Source organism: Streptomyces hebeiensis (assembly GCF_052983195.1).
Genome location: NZ_CM129812.1, coordinates 1,411,932 through 1,428,970, shown reverse-complemented (window position 1 = coordinate 1,428,970; position 17,039 = coordinate 1,411,932). Strand labels below are relative to the sequence as shown.

Below are 17,039 nucleotides of genomic sequence, written 5' to 3'. Positions count from 1 at the left end.
AGGGGTCCCGGCCGGGGCCGGGGCGGCCGGGCTTCACCCGTGCGGGCCGCCGCTCGGTTCACCTGTGCGGGCCGCCGCCCGTGCCTTCATGCCCGGGCCTTCGCGTGCCCGGGCCGTCGCCACCGAGCCTTCGCGTGTGCCCGGACCGTGGCGTCCGAGTCGTCGCTCAGGCCCCGACCGAGCCGCCGGGATCCGCCTCGACCGTCACCGAGAACGAGAACCGGTCCCCTCGGTAGCGGATCCGCGCCACATCCACCACCCGGCCGCCCCCGTCGTACGTCACCCCCGTGTAGTGCAGGATCGGGCTCAGCAGCGGGACCCCCAGCAGCTCCGCCGTCACCGGGTCCGCCAGCCGCGCCTCCACCGTGTCCGTGATGCGGCTGATCCGTATGCCCACCGCGTCGCGCAGCACCTTCGTCATCGGCCAGCGCTCCAGATCCGTCACGTCGAGGCCCGCCGCCACGTCCGGACGGACGGCGTTCTCCGCCCAGTTGACCGGCTCGTCGCTCTCGCCGTCACGGCGCAGCCGCCGGTAGGTGACGACCTCGTCGTACCCCGGGAAGTGCTCGGCCAGTTCACCGGGCACCGGGGCCGGGCCATGGCCGAGGACCGTCGTCCGCTCGCCCGACTGCTGGGCCACCACCGCGTCGATCGAGCCCAGCAGCCGGCGCGGGGCGCCGCGCCGCGCGCCCGGTTCGATGAACGTGCCGCGCCGCCGGTGCCGGCTGATCAGACCTTCCTCCTCCAGCTCCTTCAGCGCCTGACGCATCGTCAGCACGCTGACGCCGTAGTGCTCGGCGAGCCGTTCCTCCGTCGGCAGCCGCAGGGGGTCCTCCGGCCGCCGGCCGAGTATGGAGGCGCGCAGCGACTGCGATACCTGGTACCAGAGCGGCAGTTTGCGGTTCAGGAGCAGCGAGTCGGGGGCGAAGGCGGTCACCGGGGGGCCTCGAAATTCCGCTCGATCCCCTCCCAGACGGTGTCGTACGCACGCTGCCGGTGCTCCGCCCCGGCCGCCTGCTCCGTCACCGTCACCGGCCAGCGCGTCTCGAACATGAAGGCCAGCCCGTCGTCGATCTTCTGCGGTCGCAGTTCGGCCGTGCTCGCCCGCCGGTAGGTCTCCCGGTCCGGCCCGTGCGCCGACATCATGTTGTGCAGCGACCCGCCGCCCGGCACGAACCCCTCCGCCTTCGCGTCGTACGCGCCCACGATCAGCCCCATGTACTCGCTCATCACGTTGCGGTGGAAATACGGCGGCCGGAACGTGTCCTCCCCGACCAGCCAGCGCGGCGCGAAGACGACGAAGTCCACGCCCGCCAGGCCGGGCGTGTCGGACGGCGAGGTCAGCACGGTGAAGACCGACGGGTCCGGATGGTCGTAGCTGATCGACCCGATGACATTGAAGCGGCGCAGGTCGTAGACGTACGGCACGTGGTTGCCGTGCCAGGCCACGACGTCGAGCGGGGAGTGGTCGTACGTGGCGGCCCACAGGTTCCCGCAGAACTTGTTCACGACCTCCGTCGGCCGCTCGACGTCCTCGTACGCGGCGACGGGCGCGAGGAAGTCCCGGGCGGCGGCCAGGCCGTTGGCCCCGATCGGGCCGAGGTCGGGCAGGGCGAACGGTCTGCCGTAGTTCTCGCACACATAGCCCCGCGCGGTCCCGTCCAGCGGCTCCACCCGGAAGCGCAGCCCGCGCGGGATCAGCGCGATCTCGCCGGGGCGCGCGGCGAGCAGGCCCAGTTCGGTGCGGAGCAGCAGACCGCCGTGCTCGGGGACGATCAGCAGCTCGCCGTCGGCGTCGCTGAACACCCGGTCGGTCATGGGGGAGTTGGCGTGGTAGAGGTGCACCGCCATGCCCTCCCGGCGCGTCGCGTCCCCGTTGCCGCCCAGTGTCCACAGCCCGGCCAGGAAGTCGGTGCCGGGCGCCGGCTCCGGCAGCGGGTCCCAGCGCAGCCGGTTGGGGTCGGGGACCGTCTCCGTGAAGGGCGCGCCGCGCAGTGCGCCGTTGTCGATCCGTACGAACGGCGGGTGCGCGGCCGACGGGCGGATGCGGTAGAGCCACGACCGCCGGTTGTGGGCGCGGGGCTCGGTGAAGGCGGTGCCGCTCAGCTGTTCTGCGTACAGCCCGAGCGGTGCGCGCTGGGGGGAGTTGCGGCCGAGCGGCAGCGCGCCCGGGACGGCCTCGGAGCTGTGCTCGTTGCCGAAGCCGGGTGAGTGCGCCAGGCCCTCGGCCGCCTTCCGCGCCTGTTCGACACCCGTCGCGTGCCCGGCCGTCGCATGGCTGTCGGTCGCGTCGCGGTCGGTCACGACGCCTTTGTCGATGCCGCTCATGGGTTCGTCCGCTCCTGATCGAGAGTCAATGAATCCTATGGTGAACCGTAGGATTGCTGGTCCGGCGCGTCAACGGTCCACGCGCGGTCCCCGACCCTCGCGGCCGCCGGGCCGCCGCCTCTGGCCCCGTCGTGACCTGGGGTTTTGCTCGTATTGCTCACGTGTCAACATCTTGTTAACGCGTGGAAACCGGCCCTAACGTCATCCGGACCGCCGTGCCAGGCGGAAGTTCAAGGGTGAACGTGAGGGGCCCCATGCTGACAATCCTCGGCTTTGTCATGATCGCCACCTTCTTGGTGTTGATCATGATGAAGAAGATGTCGCCGATCGCGGCGCTCGTGCTGATACCGGCACTCTTCTGCGTAATCGTGGGACAGGGCGGGCAACTGGGCGACTACGTCCTCAAGGGGGTCGGCGACCTCGCCCCCACGGCGGCGATGCTGATGTTCGCCATCGTCTACTTCGGTGTGATGATCGACGTCGGCCTGTTCGACCCGATCGTCCGGGGCATCCTGCGCTTCTGCAAGGCCGACCCCATGCGGATCGTGGTCGGCACGGCCGTGCTCGCCGCGATCGTCTCGCTGGACGGTGACGGCTCCACGACGTTCATGATCACGGTCTCCGCGATGTACCCGCTCTACAAGCGGCTCGGCATGAGCCGGGTCGTGATGACCGGTGTCGCCGCCACGGCGAACGGCGTGATGAACACACTCCCGTGGGGCGGCCCGACGGCCCGCGCGGCCACCGCGCTCAAGGTCGACGCCGGTGATGTGTTCGTCCCGATGATCCCGGCGCTCGCCGTGGGCCTGCTCGCCGTCTTCCTGCTCGCGTACGTCCTCGGCCTCCGGGAGCGCAAGCGCCTGGGCGTGCTGACGCTCGACGAGGCACTGGAGACCGAGGCCGGGACGGTCGGCGGGGCCGGCGGCGTCGGGTCCGCGACGGAGCGCACGGAGCAGGTGCTGGTCAAGGCGGGCAGCGCCACGACGGCGGGCGGCGGAACGGGCACGGGCAAGAGCACGGGCAAGGGCGGCGGCTCGGGTGCCGGTACGGCCGGCGGCTCCGGTGACGCGGACGGTACGACCGGCGCCGACGGTGCGGGCAGTGCTCACGGCGCTGACGGGGCGAGCGGCCCGGGTGGCACGGGCGATTCGGGCTTCCAGGGGCTCGACCCCAACCGGCCCACCCTGCGCCCCCGTCTCTACTGGTTCAACGCGGCCCTGACCATCGCCCTGCTCACCGCGATGATCATGGAGCTGCTGCCGATCCCGGTTCTCTTCCTCCTCGGCGCGGCGCTCGCGCTCACCGTCAACTTCCCGAACATGGCGGACCAGAAGGCCCGGATCGCCTCCCACGCCGACAACGTCCTCAACGTCTCCGGCATGGTCTTCGCCGCCGCCGTCTTCACCGGCGTCCTCACCGGCACCGGCATGGTCCAGCACATGGCGGACTGGCTCGTCGGCGCCATCCCCGAGGGCATGGGCCCGCACATGGCCCTCGTCACCGGTGTGCTGAGCATCCCGCTCACGTACTTCATGTCCAACGACGGCTTCTACTTCGGAGTCGTGCCCGTCCTCGCCGAGGCCGGCGCGGCCCACGGCGTCTCCCCGCTGGAGATCGCGCGCGCCTCCCTGGTCGGCCAGCCGCTGCACATGTCGAGCCCGCTCGTGCCCGCCGTGTACGTCCTCGTCGGCATGGCCAAGGTCGAGTTCGGCGACCACACCAAGTTCACCGTGAAGTGGGCGGCGCTCACCTCGCTGGTGGTGCTCGGTGCCGGACTGTTGTTCGGCATCATCTGACGATGTGATGAAGCGCGATGGGAAACAAGTGCCCGATGGGGCGAGTGCGGAGTCGGGCGCGAGGTCGGGTGCGGGGTCGAGCGGCGGCGTGACGAGAGGGAGAGGACCGGGGAGGAAGCCGGGAAGAGGCTGGCTCCTCCGCCTGGTCATCGCCTTCGCGTTCGCCCAGTGCGCGGTGTCGATGGCGCGGCCCGCGACCGCCTACCGGGCCCTCGGCGTGGGAGCGGACGAACGTGCCGTCGGTGTGATCGCCGGCGCGTACGCGCTGCTGCCGCTCATCGCCGCCGTGCCGCTCGGCCGCAGGACCGACCGGGGCCGGTGCGCCCCGCTGCTGGTCGTCGGTGTCGTCCTGATATCGGCGGGGTGCGCCCTCAGCGGCCTGGCGGGCTCGCTCGCCTCCCTCGCCTTCTGGAGCGGTGTGATGGGGCTCGGTCACCTCTGCTTCGTCATCGGCGGCCAGTCGATCGTCGCCCGCCGCAGCGCACCGGAGGACCAGGACCGCAACTTCGGTCACTTCACCATCGGCGTCTCGCTGGGACAGCTCATGGGCCCGGTCGCGGCCGGGCTGTTCGTCTCCGGACAGGGCGACGAGATGGCCCGCACGAGCGCCCTCGCCCTGCTGGCCGCCGCCGCGACGGGTGCCGTGGCCTGCACCTCGCTCTGGCGGATCGAGGACCGTACGGCGGTGCGGGGAGCCGCTTCCGAACCGTCCGGCAAGGCCCCCGTCCTGGGCATCCTGCGCACCCGGGGCGTGGGCGCGGGCATCTTCATCAGCCTGGCCGTGCTCTCCGCGACGGATGTCCTCACCGCGTACCTGCCGGTGATCGGCGAGGAGCGCGGTATCGCCCCGGGCGTGGTCGGCCTGCTGCTGAGCCTGCGCGCGGCGGCCACCATCGCCTGCCGCCTGGTGATGACCCCGATGCTCCGCCTGCTCGGCCGTACGGTCCTGCTCACCGTCACGTGCCTGACCGGCGGGCTGCTGTGCGCGGGTATCGCCCTGCCGGTGCCCGTGTGGGCGCTGGCCGTGATGCTGGCGGCGCTGGGGTTCTGCCTCGGGGTGGGCCAGCCGCTGTCGATGACGACGGTCGTACGGGCCGCCCCCGACGGCGCCCGCTCCACAGCCCTGGCCCTCCGCCTGACCGGCAACCGCCTGGGCCAGGTGGCGGCCCCCGCCTCGGCCGGACTGGTCGCCGGCCTGGTGGGCACGGCCGCGCCCTTCGTGATGCTGGGGGTGCTGTTGCTGCTGGCGGGAGTCCTGGGAGCGCGAGGACCGGGCCGTACGGGGACGGAAGAAACGGCGGACGCCGGTACGGAGAGGCGCGACGCGGAGGGCGCCGGTACGGAGGGGTCCGGTGCGGAGGAGTCCGGAACTGTCGGGCCGCCGGGGCGACCGGTGATCTGACGCCTCTCGCGTGAGGCGTTGCGTCAAGCGGTACCGCACGCGCCATACCTGCCGTACGCGCGGTGGATGAGCAGGCCGTGCGGGCGGACGGCCGGTCCGCCCGCCGGGCCGCCCGGCACCGGTCGGCGCCCGTTCCGGAGCCGTTCGGGGTCACCAGTGGGTGAAGTCGTACACCGCTGTGCAGTAGGGGTCCTGGGCGGGGGAGGTGTTCCACTCCAACTCGTCCGGGACCAGGGACGGCAGCGCCGCCGTCAGGGCGGTGTTCCCCACGACCGGCAGGCCCTCCTCGTCCGTGCTCCAAGGGTTGACCGCCGGTGAGTCCGGGGTCTTTCGAGAGGCTGGGGACGACAGAGGCACGCCGGCGCGTCGTACTGTCCACATCGCTCAATCAATCACGTGTGTCCCGAACAGGCCGGTTGCCCGGCTCGGTCGCACACGAAGGGGTGAACAGCCCAAGTCCGGCCCCCGGTGGTGTACTCCGCTACACCCCTCATTCGGGACCGCGCCGTAGTGATCGGCTGCCCGGCGGCTGGTGTGCTGATCACACCGAAAGTGCGCCGAGAGCACGCCGTCTTCCCTAGGAGCATGTGGTGTCAGTCCACACTCGTACGAGCCCGCCCACCGTGCACCGCCCCGCCCGTGGCGGGCTGCGCGGGGTCATCAGCCGGGCGCCACTGATCTGGTTCTTCGTCATGGCGACGGCACTGAGCTGGGCCGCGTGGACGCCGTACGTCGTGGCCGAGACCGGGCTCGGGCTGGTGGAGCTGAACATCCCGGTGCTGCTCGGCAGCACTCAGCTGGTCGGGGTGCTGCCCGGCGCGTACCTCGGGCCGATCACGGCGGCGTTCCTCGTGACGGCCGCCACCGACGGTCGCGCCGGGCTGCGGAAGTGGGCCGGGAGGCTGACGAAGTGGCGGGTCGGCCCGCGCTGGTACGTGGCGGTCGTCGTCAGCGTTCCGCTCGTCCTCATCATCACCACACTGCCGCTGGCAGGCGGAGACGTCCGGATGCCGTCCGTCGCAGTGCTGGCCGCCTACCTGCCGATGCTGGCCTTCCAGATGATCACCACCGGGCTCGCGGAGGAGCCCGGCTGGCGGGACTTCGCGCTGCCGCGCCTCCAGCCGAAGTACGGGCCGCTCAAGGGCACGCTCATCCTCGGGCCGCTGTGGGGCATGTGGCACCTTCCGCTGTTCTTCACGGAGTGGGGCGGCTGGCCGGACATCGACTGGGTGACCCCCGTCGTGTTCGTCGCCGGTGCCGTCACCGTCAGCATCGTCATGACCTGGGTGTTCAACCGGACCGGGGAGAGTCTGCCGCTGGCCATGCTGCTGCACGTGAGCATCAACACCTACGTCTCGGTCGCCGCGGCGGACATGTTCCCGTCGTACGACTGGCAGCACGGCGCCCACACGGTCCTGCTGGTCTCCTCCGGTGCCGCGGCCCTCGTCATCCTGGTCGCGACCCGTGGCCGTCTCGGCTACCGGGACCCGGCGGAAAGCGCGGCACCCGCCTCCGGCGCGGCACCCGTCTCCGGCGAGCCGGCCGCCGAGTCCGGGGGGATCTCGTCCGTCACGAGGTGACGTGGGCGAGGAAGCCGAGGGGCCAGGTGTCCGGGCCGACGACCGCGCACGGCGCCCCTCGGGACGTGGCAGAGGCTCGGTCACGACTCCCGGTGAACGCTCCGGGCCCAGTCCGGTATCCAGATGTCCGTGCCGGGATCGTCCGGGCGCGGGGACTCGAGGTACTCGCGCAGCGCGGCGAGCGCCGGGTGCGGGTTGTCGACGCGCCACAGCAGCGAGTGCGGGTAGACGGGGGTCGGGTCGCGCAGCGGAACGCGCCGCAGGTCGTGGCCCACGGGCCAGACGAGGGGGGTCCGGTCGCTGAGGAACGTCGCCAGGGTCGAGGAGTCGGCGATGGTGTCGATGAGGGCGTCGACGCCGAAGTTGGGGCCGATCGTGTCGATGGTGAACCCGAACTCGGCGGCGAGGGCGTCATAGTAGGCGGTCCACTCGGTCCCCGGCTCGTTGCCGGGCATCCAGACGCGGTGACCGGCCAGTTGGCCGGGCGTGACCGAGCGGGCCGAGGCGAACGGGTGGCCCGGCCCGACGCACAGCTGGAGCGGCTCGTTCAGCACCGGTACGGCCTCGATGCCGTCGGGCAGGGGCCGTCCGGGCGCGACGACGGCGCGGAAGGTCGCGTCGATCGTGCCGGCCCGGACGGCCGCGATCGCCTCCTCCGACGCGAAGAGGGTGATGACGTCGAGGTCGAATTCGGGGTGGGCGCGGTGGAAGTCCCGTAGCACGCCGGCGACCGCGACCCGTCGGCGGATCACGTCGACACGCAGGGGGCGCCGGCCGGGGCGTACGGAATCGGACGCCCGGTCCGCGGCGTCGAGGAGCGCGCGGGCATGGGGCAGGAACGCCTGCCCGTCGATGGTGAGGTGCACCCCGCGCGCGGCGCGGGCGAACAGCCGGACGCCGAGGTCCTTCTCCAGCGCGGCGACGCGCTTGGAGACGGCTTGCTGGGTGATCGCCAGCTCGGCGGCGGCGAGCTGGAACTGTCCCGCGTCAACGGCGGCGACAAAGGTGCGTACGGCGGTGAGATCCACGTCGGCATCGTAGATACGCACAACGAGTGGTTGTCCGGCGGGGGTGAATTGGTTGTTTGATTCCGTTACGCGCGGCCCGCTTTGATGGCTTCGGTCAACCAGTGGTCGCCCCGCCGGAGCCGCTCCGGGGCCGTCCCCGCCCGCGTCGTCCCGTGGGAGGTGCCGAGGCGGCCGAGACGGCCGCCCACATGCCCCGAGGTGCCTGAGAGGTGACTGACACGTGCCGGACTCCTTCGTCCATCTGCACAACCACACCGAGTACTCGATGCTGGACGGCGCGCAGAAGCTCAGGCCGATGTTCGCCGAGGTCGAGCGCCAGGGCATGCCGGCCATCGCCATGAGCGACCACGGCAACATGTTCGGCGCGTACGAGTTCCAGCAGGTGGCCAAGGACTTCGAGAGCGTCAGGCCGATCGTCGGGATCGAGGCGTACGTCGCGCCGTCCTCGCGGCGCAACCGCAAGCAGGAATTCTGGGGGCCCGGCGGTCAGCGCGCCGTGTCGGACGACGGCGAGGGGTCGAAGGACGTCTCGGGCGGCGGCCGCTTCACCCACATGACCATGTGGGCGCGGAACGTCCGCGGCCTGCGCAACCTCTTCCTCCTGTCCACCGAGGCGTCGTACACGGGCCAGTTCCCCGCGGGCAAGCCGCGGATGGACATGGAGCTGATCAGCGAACACCCCGAGGGCATCATCGCGACGACCGGATGCCCCTCGGGCGCGGTCCAGACCCGGCTGCGGCTCGGACAGTACGACGAGGCCAAACGGGTCGCCGCGGACTACCGGGACGTCTTCGGCAAGGAGAACTACTTCCTGGAACTGATGGACCACGGCCTGGCCATCGAGCGCCAGGTCCGCGACGGGCTGCTGCGGCTGGCGAGGGAACTCGGCCTGCCGCTGCTCGCCACCAACGACGCGCACTACGTCCGCGAGGACCAGGCCGACGCGCACGACAACCTGCTGTGCGTCGGGGTCGGCAAGAACAAGGACGACCCCAAGAGGTTCCGTTTCCAGGGCAGCGGCTACTACCTCAAGACCGCCGAACAGATGCGGGACCTGTTCCGCGAACTGCCCGAGGCGTGCGACAACACGCTGCTGATCGCCGAGCGGGTCGAGTCCTACGACGAGGTCTTCGACCAGGTCGACGAGATGCCGCGCTACCCGGACGTGCCCGAGGGCGAGACCCAGGAGTCCTGGCTGCGCGGGGAAGTCCTCCGGGGCCTGGCGGCGCGCTACGGCGATCCTCTTCCCCCGCACGTCATGGACCGCTTCGAGACCGAGATGGCGGTCATCGGCCCCATGGGCTTCAGCTCCTACTTCCTCGTCGTGGCGGACATCTGCCGGTACGCCCGCGCCAACGGGATCCCGCTCGGCCCGGGCCGGGGCTCGGCCACCGGCTCCATCGTGGCGTACGCCACGCGCATCACCGAGCTGTGCCCCCTGGAGCACGGCCTGCTCTTCGAACGGTTCCTCAACCCCGAGCGCATCAACCCGCCGGACGTCGACCTCGACTTCGACGACCGCCGGCGCGACCGGATGGTCCGCTACGTCACCGAGAAGTACGGCCAGGATTACACGGCCCTGGTGAACACCTTCGGCAAGATCAAGGCCAAGAACGCGATCAAGGACTCCTCGCGCATCCTGGGCTACCCGTTCTCCCACGGCGAGCGGATCACCAAGGCGCTCCCGCCGGACCAGAACGGCAAGTCCGCCCCGCTCGACGCCGTCTTCGACCCCTCCCACGAGCGGTACGCGGAGGCCGGCGAGCTCCGGCAGATGTACGACAACGAGCCGGATGTCAAGCGGGTGCTCGACACCGCCCGCGGGGTGGAGGGCCTGACCCGGGGCACCGGTGTGCACGCCGCCGCGGTGATCCTCTCCAAGACCCGGCTGACCAACCGCATCCCGCTGCACATGCGGGCCGCGGACGGCGCGAAGATCACCGGCTTCGACTACCCGTCGTGCGAGGCGATGGGCCTGATCAAGATGGACTTCCTGGGGCTGCGGAACCTGGGCGTCATCGACCAGGCCCTCGAGAACATCCGGGAGAACCGGGGCATCAGGCTGGCCACCGTGGACCCGATGGACGGCGACTCCGGCGGGAGCCGGAACGGTTTCGACGGCGACTCCGGTGGAAGCCACGCCGGTGTTCCCGCCGGGCACACCGCCGGGCACACCGGCGGGAACACCGCCACCGTCGTGATTCCGCTGGACGACGCCAAGACCTACCGGATGCTGGCCGAGGGCAACACCCTCGGCGTCTTCCAGCTCGACGGCGGCGGCATGCGCGCCCTGCTGAAGCTGATGGAACCCACCCGCTTCGAGGACATCGCCGCCGCCAACGCCCTCTACCGGCCCGGCCCCATGGCCGCCAACGCCCACACCAACTACGCGCTGCGCCAGAACGGCAGGCAGGCGCCCGCCCCCATCCACCCCGAGCTGAAGGAGGCCCTGGACCCGATCCTCGGCTCCACCCACCACCTGCTGATCTACCAGGAACAGATCATGGCCATCGCCCGGCAGCTGGCCGGCTACACCCTGGGCGGCGCGGACATGCTGCGCCGCGCGATGGGCAAGAAGAAGCCGGAGGTCCTGGCCGCGGAGTGGGAGAAGTTCCACGGCGGGATGAGGGCGAACGGCTTCTCGGACGAGGCCGTCCAGGCCCTCTGGGACGTGATGCTGCCGTTCTCCGGTTATGCCTTCAACAAGTCCCACACCGCCGGTTACGGCCTGGTCTCCTACTGGACCGCCTATCTGAAGGCCAACTACCCCGCCGAATACATGGCCGCCCTGCTCACCTCGGTCGGTGACGACAAGGACAAGGCCGCGATCTACCTCGCCGACGCCCGCGCGAACGGCGTCCGCGTGCTGCAACCCGATGTGAACGAGTCCGTCGCGGAGTTCACCGCGGTCGGTGACACCGTGCGCTTCGGGCTGCGGTCCGTACGCAACGTCGGCGACGGCGTCATCGAGGCCATCGCCGAAGCGCGCCGCGGCAAGGGGAAGTTCACGTCCTTCGCCGACTTCCTCGACAAGGCCGATCTGCCCGCGCTCAACAAACGGGCCGTGGAATCCCTGATCAAGGCCGGAGCATTCGACTCCCTGGGGCAGACGCGCAAGGGCCTGACCGCCGTCCACGAGGACGCGATCGACGCGATCATCCCCGTCAAGAAGGCCGCCGGCTTCGGCCAGGACGACCTCTTCGCCGGCCTGGGCGGCTCGGACGATCCCGACGGCGGTGGCCCGGGAACGGCCTTCGGCCTGGACTTCCCCGTGGACGAGGAGGAGTGGCCGCGCCGCCGGCTGCTCGCGACCGAGCGGGAGATGCTCGGCCTCTACGTCTCCGCCCACCCCCTGGACGGCGCCGAGCACATCCTCGCCGGCGCCCGGGACTGCACGATCGCCGAACTCCTCGCCTCCGGCCGTACCACCGGGGAGGTACGGCTGGCGGGACTGATCGCCGGCGTCCAGCGCAAGGTGACCAAGCAGGGCAACGCGTGGGCCGTCGTGAACCTCGCCGACCGCGACGCCGGCGTCGAAGTCCTGTTCTTCCCCGCCTCCTACCGGCTGGTCGAGCAGGCCCTCGCCGAGGACAACGTGATCTCGGTCAAGGGCAGGATCGAGGACCGCGACGGCACTCTGAACATCTTCGGCAGGGAACTCGGCGTGCTGGACGTGTCCTCGGCCGAGCACGGCGGCAGGCCCCCCGTCCGCCTCGCGATCCCCGCCCACCGGATCACCGGGCGGTCGGTGGGCGAACTGAGGAGGATCCTCGCCGCCCACCCCGGCGACCACCCGGTCCACCTGCGCGTGCGCGGTGCGCGCAAGACCACCGTCTACGCCCTCCAGGCCAAGGTGGACGCCACCACCCTCGCCTCCGACGTGAAGGGCACGTTCGGGGCCGACGCGTGGCTGGGCCTGGCATGACGCGGAACGGGACGGGAGACGCGGCGGCACGGCCGTACGGCGGGCGCGATCGGTACGGCCGGTGCGATCCGTACGCCTGAGGGAATCCGTACGGTCGCCGGAACGTGTCAGGCCGGTCGGCGCGGGCACACGCGGGAGCGCGAGCGCGACACCGCCACGCCGGCCAGGCACAGCGCCCCGCCGACGAGGGTGAGCGGGGCCGGGAGTTCACCGAGGGCCAGCCAGGACATCAGGACCACCAGCGCGGGCACGGCGTACGTGGTCGCCCCCATCCGGCCCGCCGTCGTACGGGCCAGGGCGTACGCCCAGGTCGTGAAGGCCAGCGCGGTCGGGAAGACGCCCAGGTACACCATGTTGAGCGTCGCCGACACCGGCGCCCCGCCCGCCTGGTCCACCAGCCGGCCCGCGAACGGCAGACAGGCCACCGCGCCGATCGCACAGCCGAACGTCGTCACCTGGAGCGCGCTCGCCCGCGCCAGAGCCGGCTTCTGCGCGACCACCCCGCCCGCGTACGCCACCGCCGCCAGCAGGCAGAGCAGCACGCCGAGGACCGAGGCGTCGCCGCCTCCGCCCGACATCGACAGACCGACCACGACCGCGCCCGCGAACGACACGGCCATGCCCGCCAGCAGCCGGGGCGGCAGGCTCTCGCGCAGCAACCGGCCACCGAGCAGGGCGATCAGGAGCGGGCCGATGTTCACGACCATCGCCGCGGTGCCCGCGTCGACCTCCTGCTCGCCCCAGTTGAGCACCACCATGTACACGCCGAACCACAGGACGCCCGAGACGACGATCCCGGGCCATGCCGCCCGGGGCGGCACTCCCTCGCGCCGTACCAGGCAGAACACGCCCAGCACGAGCGCCCCGGTCAGCAGCCTGCCGAGCGCCAGCGCGCCCGGGGAGTAGGCCGCACCCGCGCTGCGGATCGAGACGAATGCCGACGCCCAGAGGAGGACCGTCACCCCGGCGGCGGCGACCGGCAGCCACGCCTTGGGAGCGGGGCCGGACACCGGCGGCGGGGGAGCCTCGGGGCCATGGGCCGCGGCCGGGCCCTGCGGGGTGTCGGCCGTCGGCGTACGAGCTGCCGTACCCGTACCGCTTCCCGTACCCGTACCGGTTCCGGAACCCGCATCCGCGGCTGTGCCCGTACCCGTGTCCGCGGCTGTGCCCGTACGCGCACCCTCGCCTGTGCCCGTACCGGTCCCGCGTATCGCACCTGTCATGGTGTGACCGTACGTCGCCGGGCCTTCGGCCTCACCGCAATATCCCGGGGTCGATCCCGAGTCGCTCGCGCAGCGCGAGCTCGCCTTCGGCGGTCACCTTCACCGCCCGGCCGGAGCCGATCCGCACGCACCAGCCGGACGCCAGCAGATGGCGGCAGAGCGCCGCGCCCGCCACCCCCGCCAGATGCGGCTTGCGCTCGGTCCAGTCCAGGCACGGACGGGCCAGGGGCCTGCGGCCCGTACGCTCCAGGCCGATGCCCTGCTCCCGGAACCAGCCGAGCCCCCCGTCGGTCAGCGCGAACCCGGTGTCCTGGCTGAGCAGTCCCCGGTCGGTCAGCGCGTCCGTGAGCGCGAGGCCGAGACGCCCCGCGAGATGGTCGTAGCAGGTGCGGCCCCGGGCGAGCGCGTGGCTCGCGCCCGCGGCCCGCAGCGTACGGGGCGGCTCGCCGGACGGTTCGGCGTGCGCGGCCAGGTCCTCCACCAGGTGGGCGACCGCCGGTCCCGCGATTCTGAGGTAGCGATGGCGGCCCTGGCGCTCCTCGGTGAGCAGCCCGCCCGCGACGAGTCTGCCCAGGTGCTCGCTGGCTGTGGAGGGCGCGACACGGGCGTGCCGGGCCAGCTCGCCCGCCGTCCAGGCCCGGCCGTCGAGGAGCGCCAGGCAGAAGGCCGCGCGGGTCTCGTCGGCGAGGAGCGTGGCGAGGGCCGCGAGCCGGGGTCCTGTGGGGTCGGTGTCAGGGGCCATGCGTCCAGAATGCGCCAGGGACGTTTCGGCGGGGACCGTACGGTGTCGGTCCGCACCGGGACGGTGCAGGTTCGCACCGGGACGGTGCCCGCCCGTCCGAGGTGCTCCGAGCACGTATGGCGGCCCGGGAGGAAGCGCGCCCTAAGCGCTTGCTCACCCGCGCGGTATGGTGTTCGACCTGGTCATGGTGCGAGCGGGTGTACGAGTGGTCGTACGGACGGTACGGCCGGGGTACGAGCGGCGGGGACGAGGGCGAGCGATGCGAACGGTGGAGCGCGCGGCGGACGGCGAGGGTGCGCCGTGGGGCGAGGTCGCACCCGAGGCGGCCAGGAAACTGCTGGTCGCCGCCGTCGAGGCGTTCGCCGAGCGCGGGTACCACGCCACCACCACCCGCGATATCGCGGGGCGCGCGGGGATGAGCCCGGCGGCTCTCTACATCCATTACAGGACCAAGGAGGAACTCCTCCACCGGATCAGCCGGGTGGGCCACGACAAGGCGCTGGAGATCCTCATGGCGGCGGCCGACGGCGGCGGCACGGCGGCCGACCGGCTCGCGTCCGCCGTCCGCTCCTTCGTCCGCTGGCACGCGGAGCAGCACACGACGGCGCGGGTGGTCCAGTACGAGCTGGACGCCCTCGGCCCGGAGCACCGGGCGGAGATCATGGAACTGCGGCGCGGTATCGACGCGGCGGTACGGCGGATCATCGCGGACGGCGTGCGGGACGGGGAGTTCGACGTGCCCGACGTGCCGGGGACGACGCTGGCGGTGCTGTCGCTCTGCGTCGACGTGGCGCGCTGGTTCAGCGCCGCGGGGGCGCGTACGCCCGACGAGGTCGGCGCGCTCTACGCCGGCCTCGTACTGCGCATGGTGTCGGCCGCCGACAGGCAGGCCGCCGACAGGTAGGCCACCGGCAGGCAGGTGAGGAGAGGCGGGCGCGTACGGCGGGCGTGTCAGAAGCGGCGGGCGCGTCAGAAGTAGAAGCGCGAGACGGACTCCGCCACGCACACCGGCTTGTCGCCGCCCTCGCGCTCGACCGTGATCCGCGCGACCACCTGGACTCCGCCCTCGCCCCCGTCCGTGACCTCCGCCAGGACGCCGGAGGCGCGCAGCCGTGAGCCGACGGGGACGGGGGAGGGGAAACGCACCTTGTTGGTGCCGTAGTTGATGGCCATCTTCACGTTCTCCACGCGCAGGATCTGCGGGACGAGCACCGGCAGCAGCGACAGCGTCAGATAGCCGTGCGCGATGGTCGTGCCGAACGGGCCGGCCGCCGCCGCCTCCGGATCCACGTGGATCCACTGGTGATCACCGGTGGCCTCGGCGAAGAGGTCGATCCGCTTCTGGTCGATCTCCAGCCAGTCACTGTGTCCGAGCCGTGCGCCGGCCCCCGCGCACAGCTCCTCGGCGGAGGTGAAGACTTTCGGCTCGGCCATGTTCCCGGTCCCTGCCCTTCCCAGCCCGTGACGCCCCGGATCCCGCTGTCTCTCGCTGTCTCTTGTGTCGATCGGCGCGCTGAGAGGCACTCGCCACCCGCGACTCGGTATCCGCTGCTCGCTGAGCGCCTGCTCAGCATGCGGGGTGCTCGTGCCGCTGTCAACGAGAGCGGTGTGCGCGTTCGTGGGAGGCGGACAGTAGGCTCAGAGGGGTGCCACAGATTCCCGAAAAGGTCCATGAGCTCACCGTCGGCCAGCTCTCCGCGCGTAGCGGCGCCGCCGTGTCCGCCCTGCACTTCTACGAGGCGAAGGGCTTGATCAGCAGCCGCAGGACGAGTGGCAACCAGCGCCGCTACAGCCGCGACGCGTTGCGCCGCGTGGCGTTCGTACGGGCCGCGCAGCGCGTCGGCATACCGCTCGCCACGATCCGGGACGCGCTGGCCGAGCTGCCCGAGGAGCGTACGCCCAACCGCGACGACTGGGCCCGGCTCTCCCGCGCCTGGCGGTCCGAGCTGGACGAGCGCATTCGGCAGCTCGGTCGTCTCCGGGACCACCTCACCGACTGCATCGGCTGTGGCTGCCTTTCCTTGGACACCTGTGTCCTGTCCAACCCGGACGACGTCTTCGGTGAGCGTATGACGGGCTCGCGCCTGTACCCGGAACGCCCGGCGCGCGCACGTACGTCGGACCGCTGACACCGCGGGGGCGCACCGTCGCCGGCGTCGGCCCCCGCAGATCTCATGCCACCGACGCCAGTTCCCTCGACCGGACCCGCTTCGCCCGATTCAGCGCCTCGGACGTGAGAATGGGCTGTGGCACCACGATGCCGCAGCCCGTGCAGACCGGTCCTGACCACGGCTCGCACGACAGGTCCGGCCGCCAGACGATCCCCGGTGCCGCGCACACCGGGCAGGTCGCGCCGGGACCCTTCTCCAGACCCGCGATCAGCCGGCGCAGCACCACGGCGAGCGACGCCGACGGATGGACCGCCGGGTCGGCGCACCGGGCGACACCGTTCCCGCCCCAGGTCCGGCGGTGCCAGTCGTCGAAACTCCCGGGCCGCCGGAGCCCGTCGTGCTTCTCACGCCTGCGCCGCTCGGCGAACTCCCCTTCGTACGCGAGCCAGACGGCCCGCGCCTCCTCCAACTCCTCCAGCGCGGCGACCAGTCGCGCGGGCTCGGGGGCCCTGTCCTCGGGCTCGATGCCGTGCCGCGCGCACAGATGGTCCCAGGTCGCCCGATGCCCGTAGGGGGCGAATCGCTCCAGGCACTTGCGCAGTGAATACCGTCGCAAGGCCAGATCGCACCGCGGGTCACGCACCTGTCTCGCAAGGCTCCGGAATCCGGCCATCGCATGCCACCTCCGTCGGTACTTCGGCGTTGAGGAATGGACGTACGTCTGCCCCATTCGGATCCATCAAAAAGCAGATTGCTTCCGAGAGGCGGGCATTTGGGGCATAGTGACCAGAATTCGAAGGCGATTCTCAGGAAGGCGCCCGGTGTTCGCCATTCGTAGTTCACGATTCGGAAAAGCTGACTGATGTTCATCTTACTGACGAGTCATACCGGCGGTAACCTCCGG

Annotated in this window: 13 protein-coding genes; 6 read left to right on the top strand and 7 right to left on the bottom strand. The window is 71.6% G+C overall.

What is annotated here, in order from left to right; translation table 11 throughout:
• Nucleotides 1–166: 166 nt before the first annotated feature.
• Nucleotides 167–937 carry a GntR family transcriptional regulator gene (locus ACU6P3_RS06155; RefSeq protein WP_447196244.1) on the bottom strand — a complete coding sequence of 257 codons (771 nt, stop codon included), beginning with the start codon at nucleotides 935–937 and terminating at the stop codon, nucleotides 167–169.
• A complete protein-coding gene (hmgA, locus tag ACU6P3_RS06150; RefSeq protein WP_447196243.1) occupies nucleotides 934–2,328 on the bottom strand; it encodes a homogentisate 1,2-dioxygenase in 1,395 nt (464 codons plus the stop codon). The genes ACU6P3_RS06155 and hmgA overlap by 4 nt, the downstream gene beginning before the upstream one ends.
• Nucleotides 2,329–2,582: 254 nt before the next feature.
• Here hmgA and ACU6P3_RS06145 point away from each other — a divergent pair, with 254 nt between their 5' ends.
• The 3 genes from ACU6P3_RS06145 to ACU6P3_RS06135 all read left to right on the top strand — a co-directional run bounded on the left by ACU6P3_RS06145 (nucleotide 2,583) and on the right by ACU6P3_RS06135 (nucleotide 7,106).
• A complete protein-coding gene (locus ACU6P3_RS06145; protein WP_447196242.1) occupies nucleotides 2,583–4,124 on the top strand; it encodes a CitMHS family transporter in 1,542 nt (513 codons plus the stop codon).
• Between the two features lie 181 nt (nucleotides 4,125–4,305).
• Nucleotides 4,306–5,526 (top strand): MFS transporter, encoded by a 1,221-nt coding sequence (locus ACU6P3_RS06140; protein WP_447197784.1) that lies wholly within the window; start codon nucleotides 4,306–4,308, stop codon nucleotides 5,524–5,526.
• 590 nt (nucleotides 5,527–6,116) lie between these two features.
• Nucleotides 6,117–7,106: a CPBP family intramembrane glutamic endopeptidase gene (locus ACU6P3_RS06135; protein ID WP_447196241.1), complete on the top strand. Its 990-nt coding sequence runs from the start codon at nucleotides 6,117–6,119 to the stop codon at nucleotides 7,104–7,106.
• Between the two features lie 80 nt (nucleotides 7,107–7,186).
• Here the strand turns inward: ACU6P3_RS06135 and ACU6P3_RS06130 are convergent, their stop codons facing one another.
• On the bottom strand, nucleotides 7,187–8,134 hold the full coding sequence (locus ACU6P3_RS06130) for a LysR family transcriptional regulator (protein WP_447196240.1): 948 nt from the start codon (nucleotides 8,132–8,134) through the stop codon (nucleotides 7,187–7,189).
• Nucleotides 8,135–8,354: 220 nt separating this feature from the next.
• Here ACU6P3_RS06130 and dnaE point away from each other — a divergent pair, with 220 nt between their 5' ends.
• Entirely contained in the window at nucleotides 8,355–12,059 is a 3,705-nt protein-coding gene (gene dnaE / locus ACU6P3_RS06125; protein WP_447196239.1) for a DNA polymerase III subunit alpha, read from the top strand.
• Nucleotides 12,060–12,166: 107 nt separating this feature from the next.
• Here the strand turns inward: dnaE and ACU6P3_RS06120 are convergent, their stop codons facing one another.
• Entirely contained in the window at nucleotides 12,167–13,282 is a 1,116-nt protein-coding gene (locus tag ACU6P3_RS06120; protein ID WP_447196238.1) for a DMT family transporter, read from the bottom strand.
• Between the two features lie 31 nt (nucleotides 13,283–13,313).
• Entirely contained in the window at nucleotides 13,314–14,024 is a 711-nt protein-coding gene (locus tag ACU6P3_RS06115) for an ArsR/SmtB family transcription factor (protein WP_447196237.1), read from the bottom strand.
• A gap of 259 nt (nucleotides 14,025–14,283) precedes the next feature.
• Between ACU6P3_RS06115 and ACU6P3_RS06110 the strand changes: the two genes are divergently transcribed.
• Nucleotides 14,284–14,928 (top strand): TetR/AcrR family transcriptional regulator, encoded by a 645-nt coding sequence (locus tag ACU6P3_RS06110; RefSeq protein WP_447196236.1) that lies wholly within the window; start codon nucleotides 14,284–14,286, stop codon nucleotides 14,926–14,928.
• 65 nt (nucleotides 14,929–14,993) lie between these two features.
• Here the strand turns inward: ACU6P3_RS06110 and ACU6P3_RS06105 are convergent, their stop codons facing one another.
• A complete protein-coding gene (locus ACU6P3_RS06105) occupies nucleotides 14,994–15,458 on the bottom strand; it encodes a MaoC family dehydratase (protein ID WP_447196235.1) in 465 nt (154 codons plus the stop codon).
• A 212-nt stretch (nucleotides 15,459–15,670) separates the two neighbouring features.
• On the opposite strand from ACU6P3_RS06105, the gene soxR reads away from it, so the two are divergent.
• Nucleotides 15,671–16,153, top strand: a complete 483-nt coding sequence (soxR, locus tag ACU6P3_RS06100) for a redox-sensitive transcriptional activator SoxR (protein WP_447196234.1) — start codon at nucleotides 15,671–15,673, stop codon at nucleotides 16,151–16,153.
• A 43-nt stretch (nucleotides 16,154–16,196) separates the two neighbouring features.
• Here soxR and ACU6P3_RS06095 read toward each other — a convergent pair whose 3' ends face one another.
• Complete coding sequence (locus tag ACU6P3_RS06095; protein WP_030752857.1) at nucleotides 16,197–16,808, bottom strand: hypothetical protein; 612 nt, start codon at nucleotides 16,806–16,808, stop codon at nucleotides 16,197–16,199.
• Nucleotides 16,809–17,039: the final 231 nt, after the last annotated feature.

Coding starts and splice junctions, on each gene's coding strand:
- hmgA (WP_447196243.1), bottom strand. CDS start 2,328: ATGAGCGGCATCGACAAAGGCGTCGTGACCGACCGCGACGCGACCGAC.
- ACU6P3_RS06145 (WP_447196242.1), top strand. CDS start 2,583: ATGCTGACAATCCTCGGCTTTGTCATGATCGCCACCTTCTTGGTGTTG.
- ACU6P3_RS06140 (WP_447197784.1), top strand. CDS start 4,306: ATGGCGCGGCCCGCGACCGCCTACCGGGCCCTCGGCGTGGGAGCGGAC.
- ACU6P3_RS06120 (WP_447196238.1), bottom strand. CDS start 13,282: ATGACAGGTGCGATACGCGGGACCGGTACGGGCACAGGCGAGGGTGCG.
- ACU6P3_RS06115 (WP_447196237.1), bottom strand. CDS start 14,024: ATGGCCCCTGACACCGACCCCACAGGACCCCGGCTCGCGGCCCTCGCC.
- ACU6P3_RS06110 (WP_447196236.1), top strand. CDS start 14,284: ATGCGAACGGTGGAGCGCGCGGCGGACGGCGAGGGTGCGCCGTGGGGC.
- ACU6P3_RS06105 (WP_447196235.1), bottom strand. CDS start 15,458: ATGGCCGAGCCGAAAGTCTTCACCTCCGCCGAGGAGCTGTGCGCGGGG.
- ACU6P3_RS06095 (WP_030752857.1), bottom strand. CDS start 16,808: ATGGCCGGATTCCGGAGCCTTGCGAGACAGGTGCGTGACCCGCGGTGC.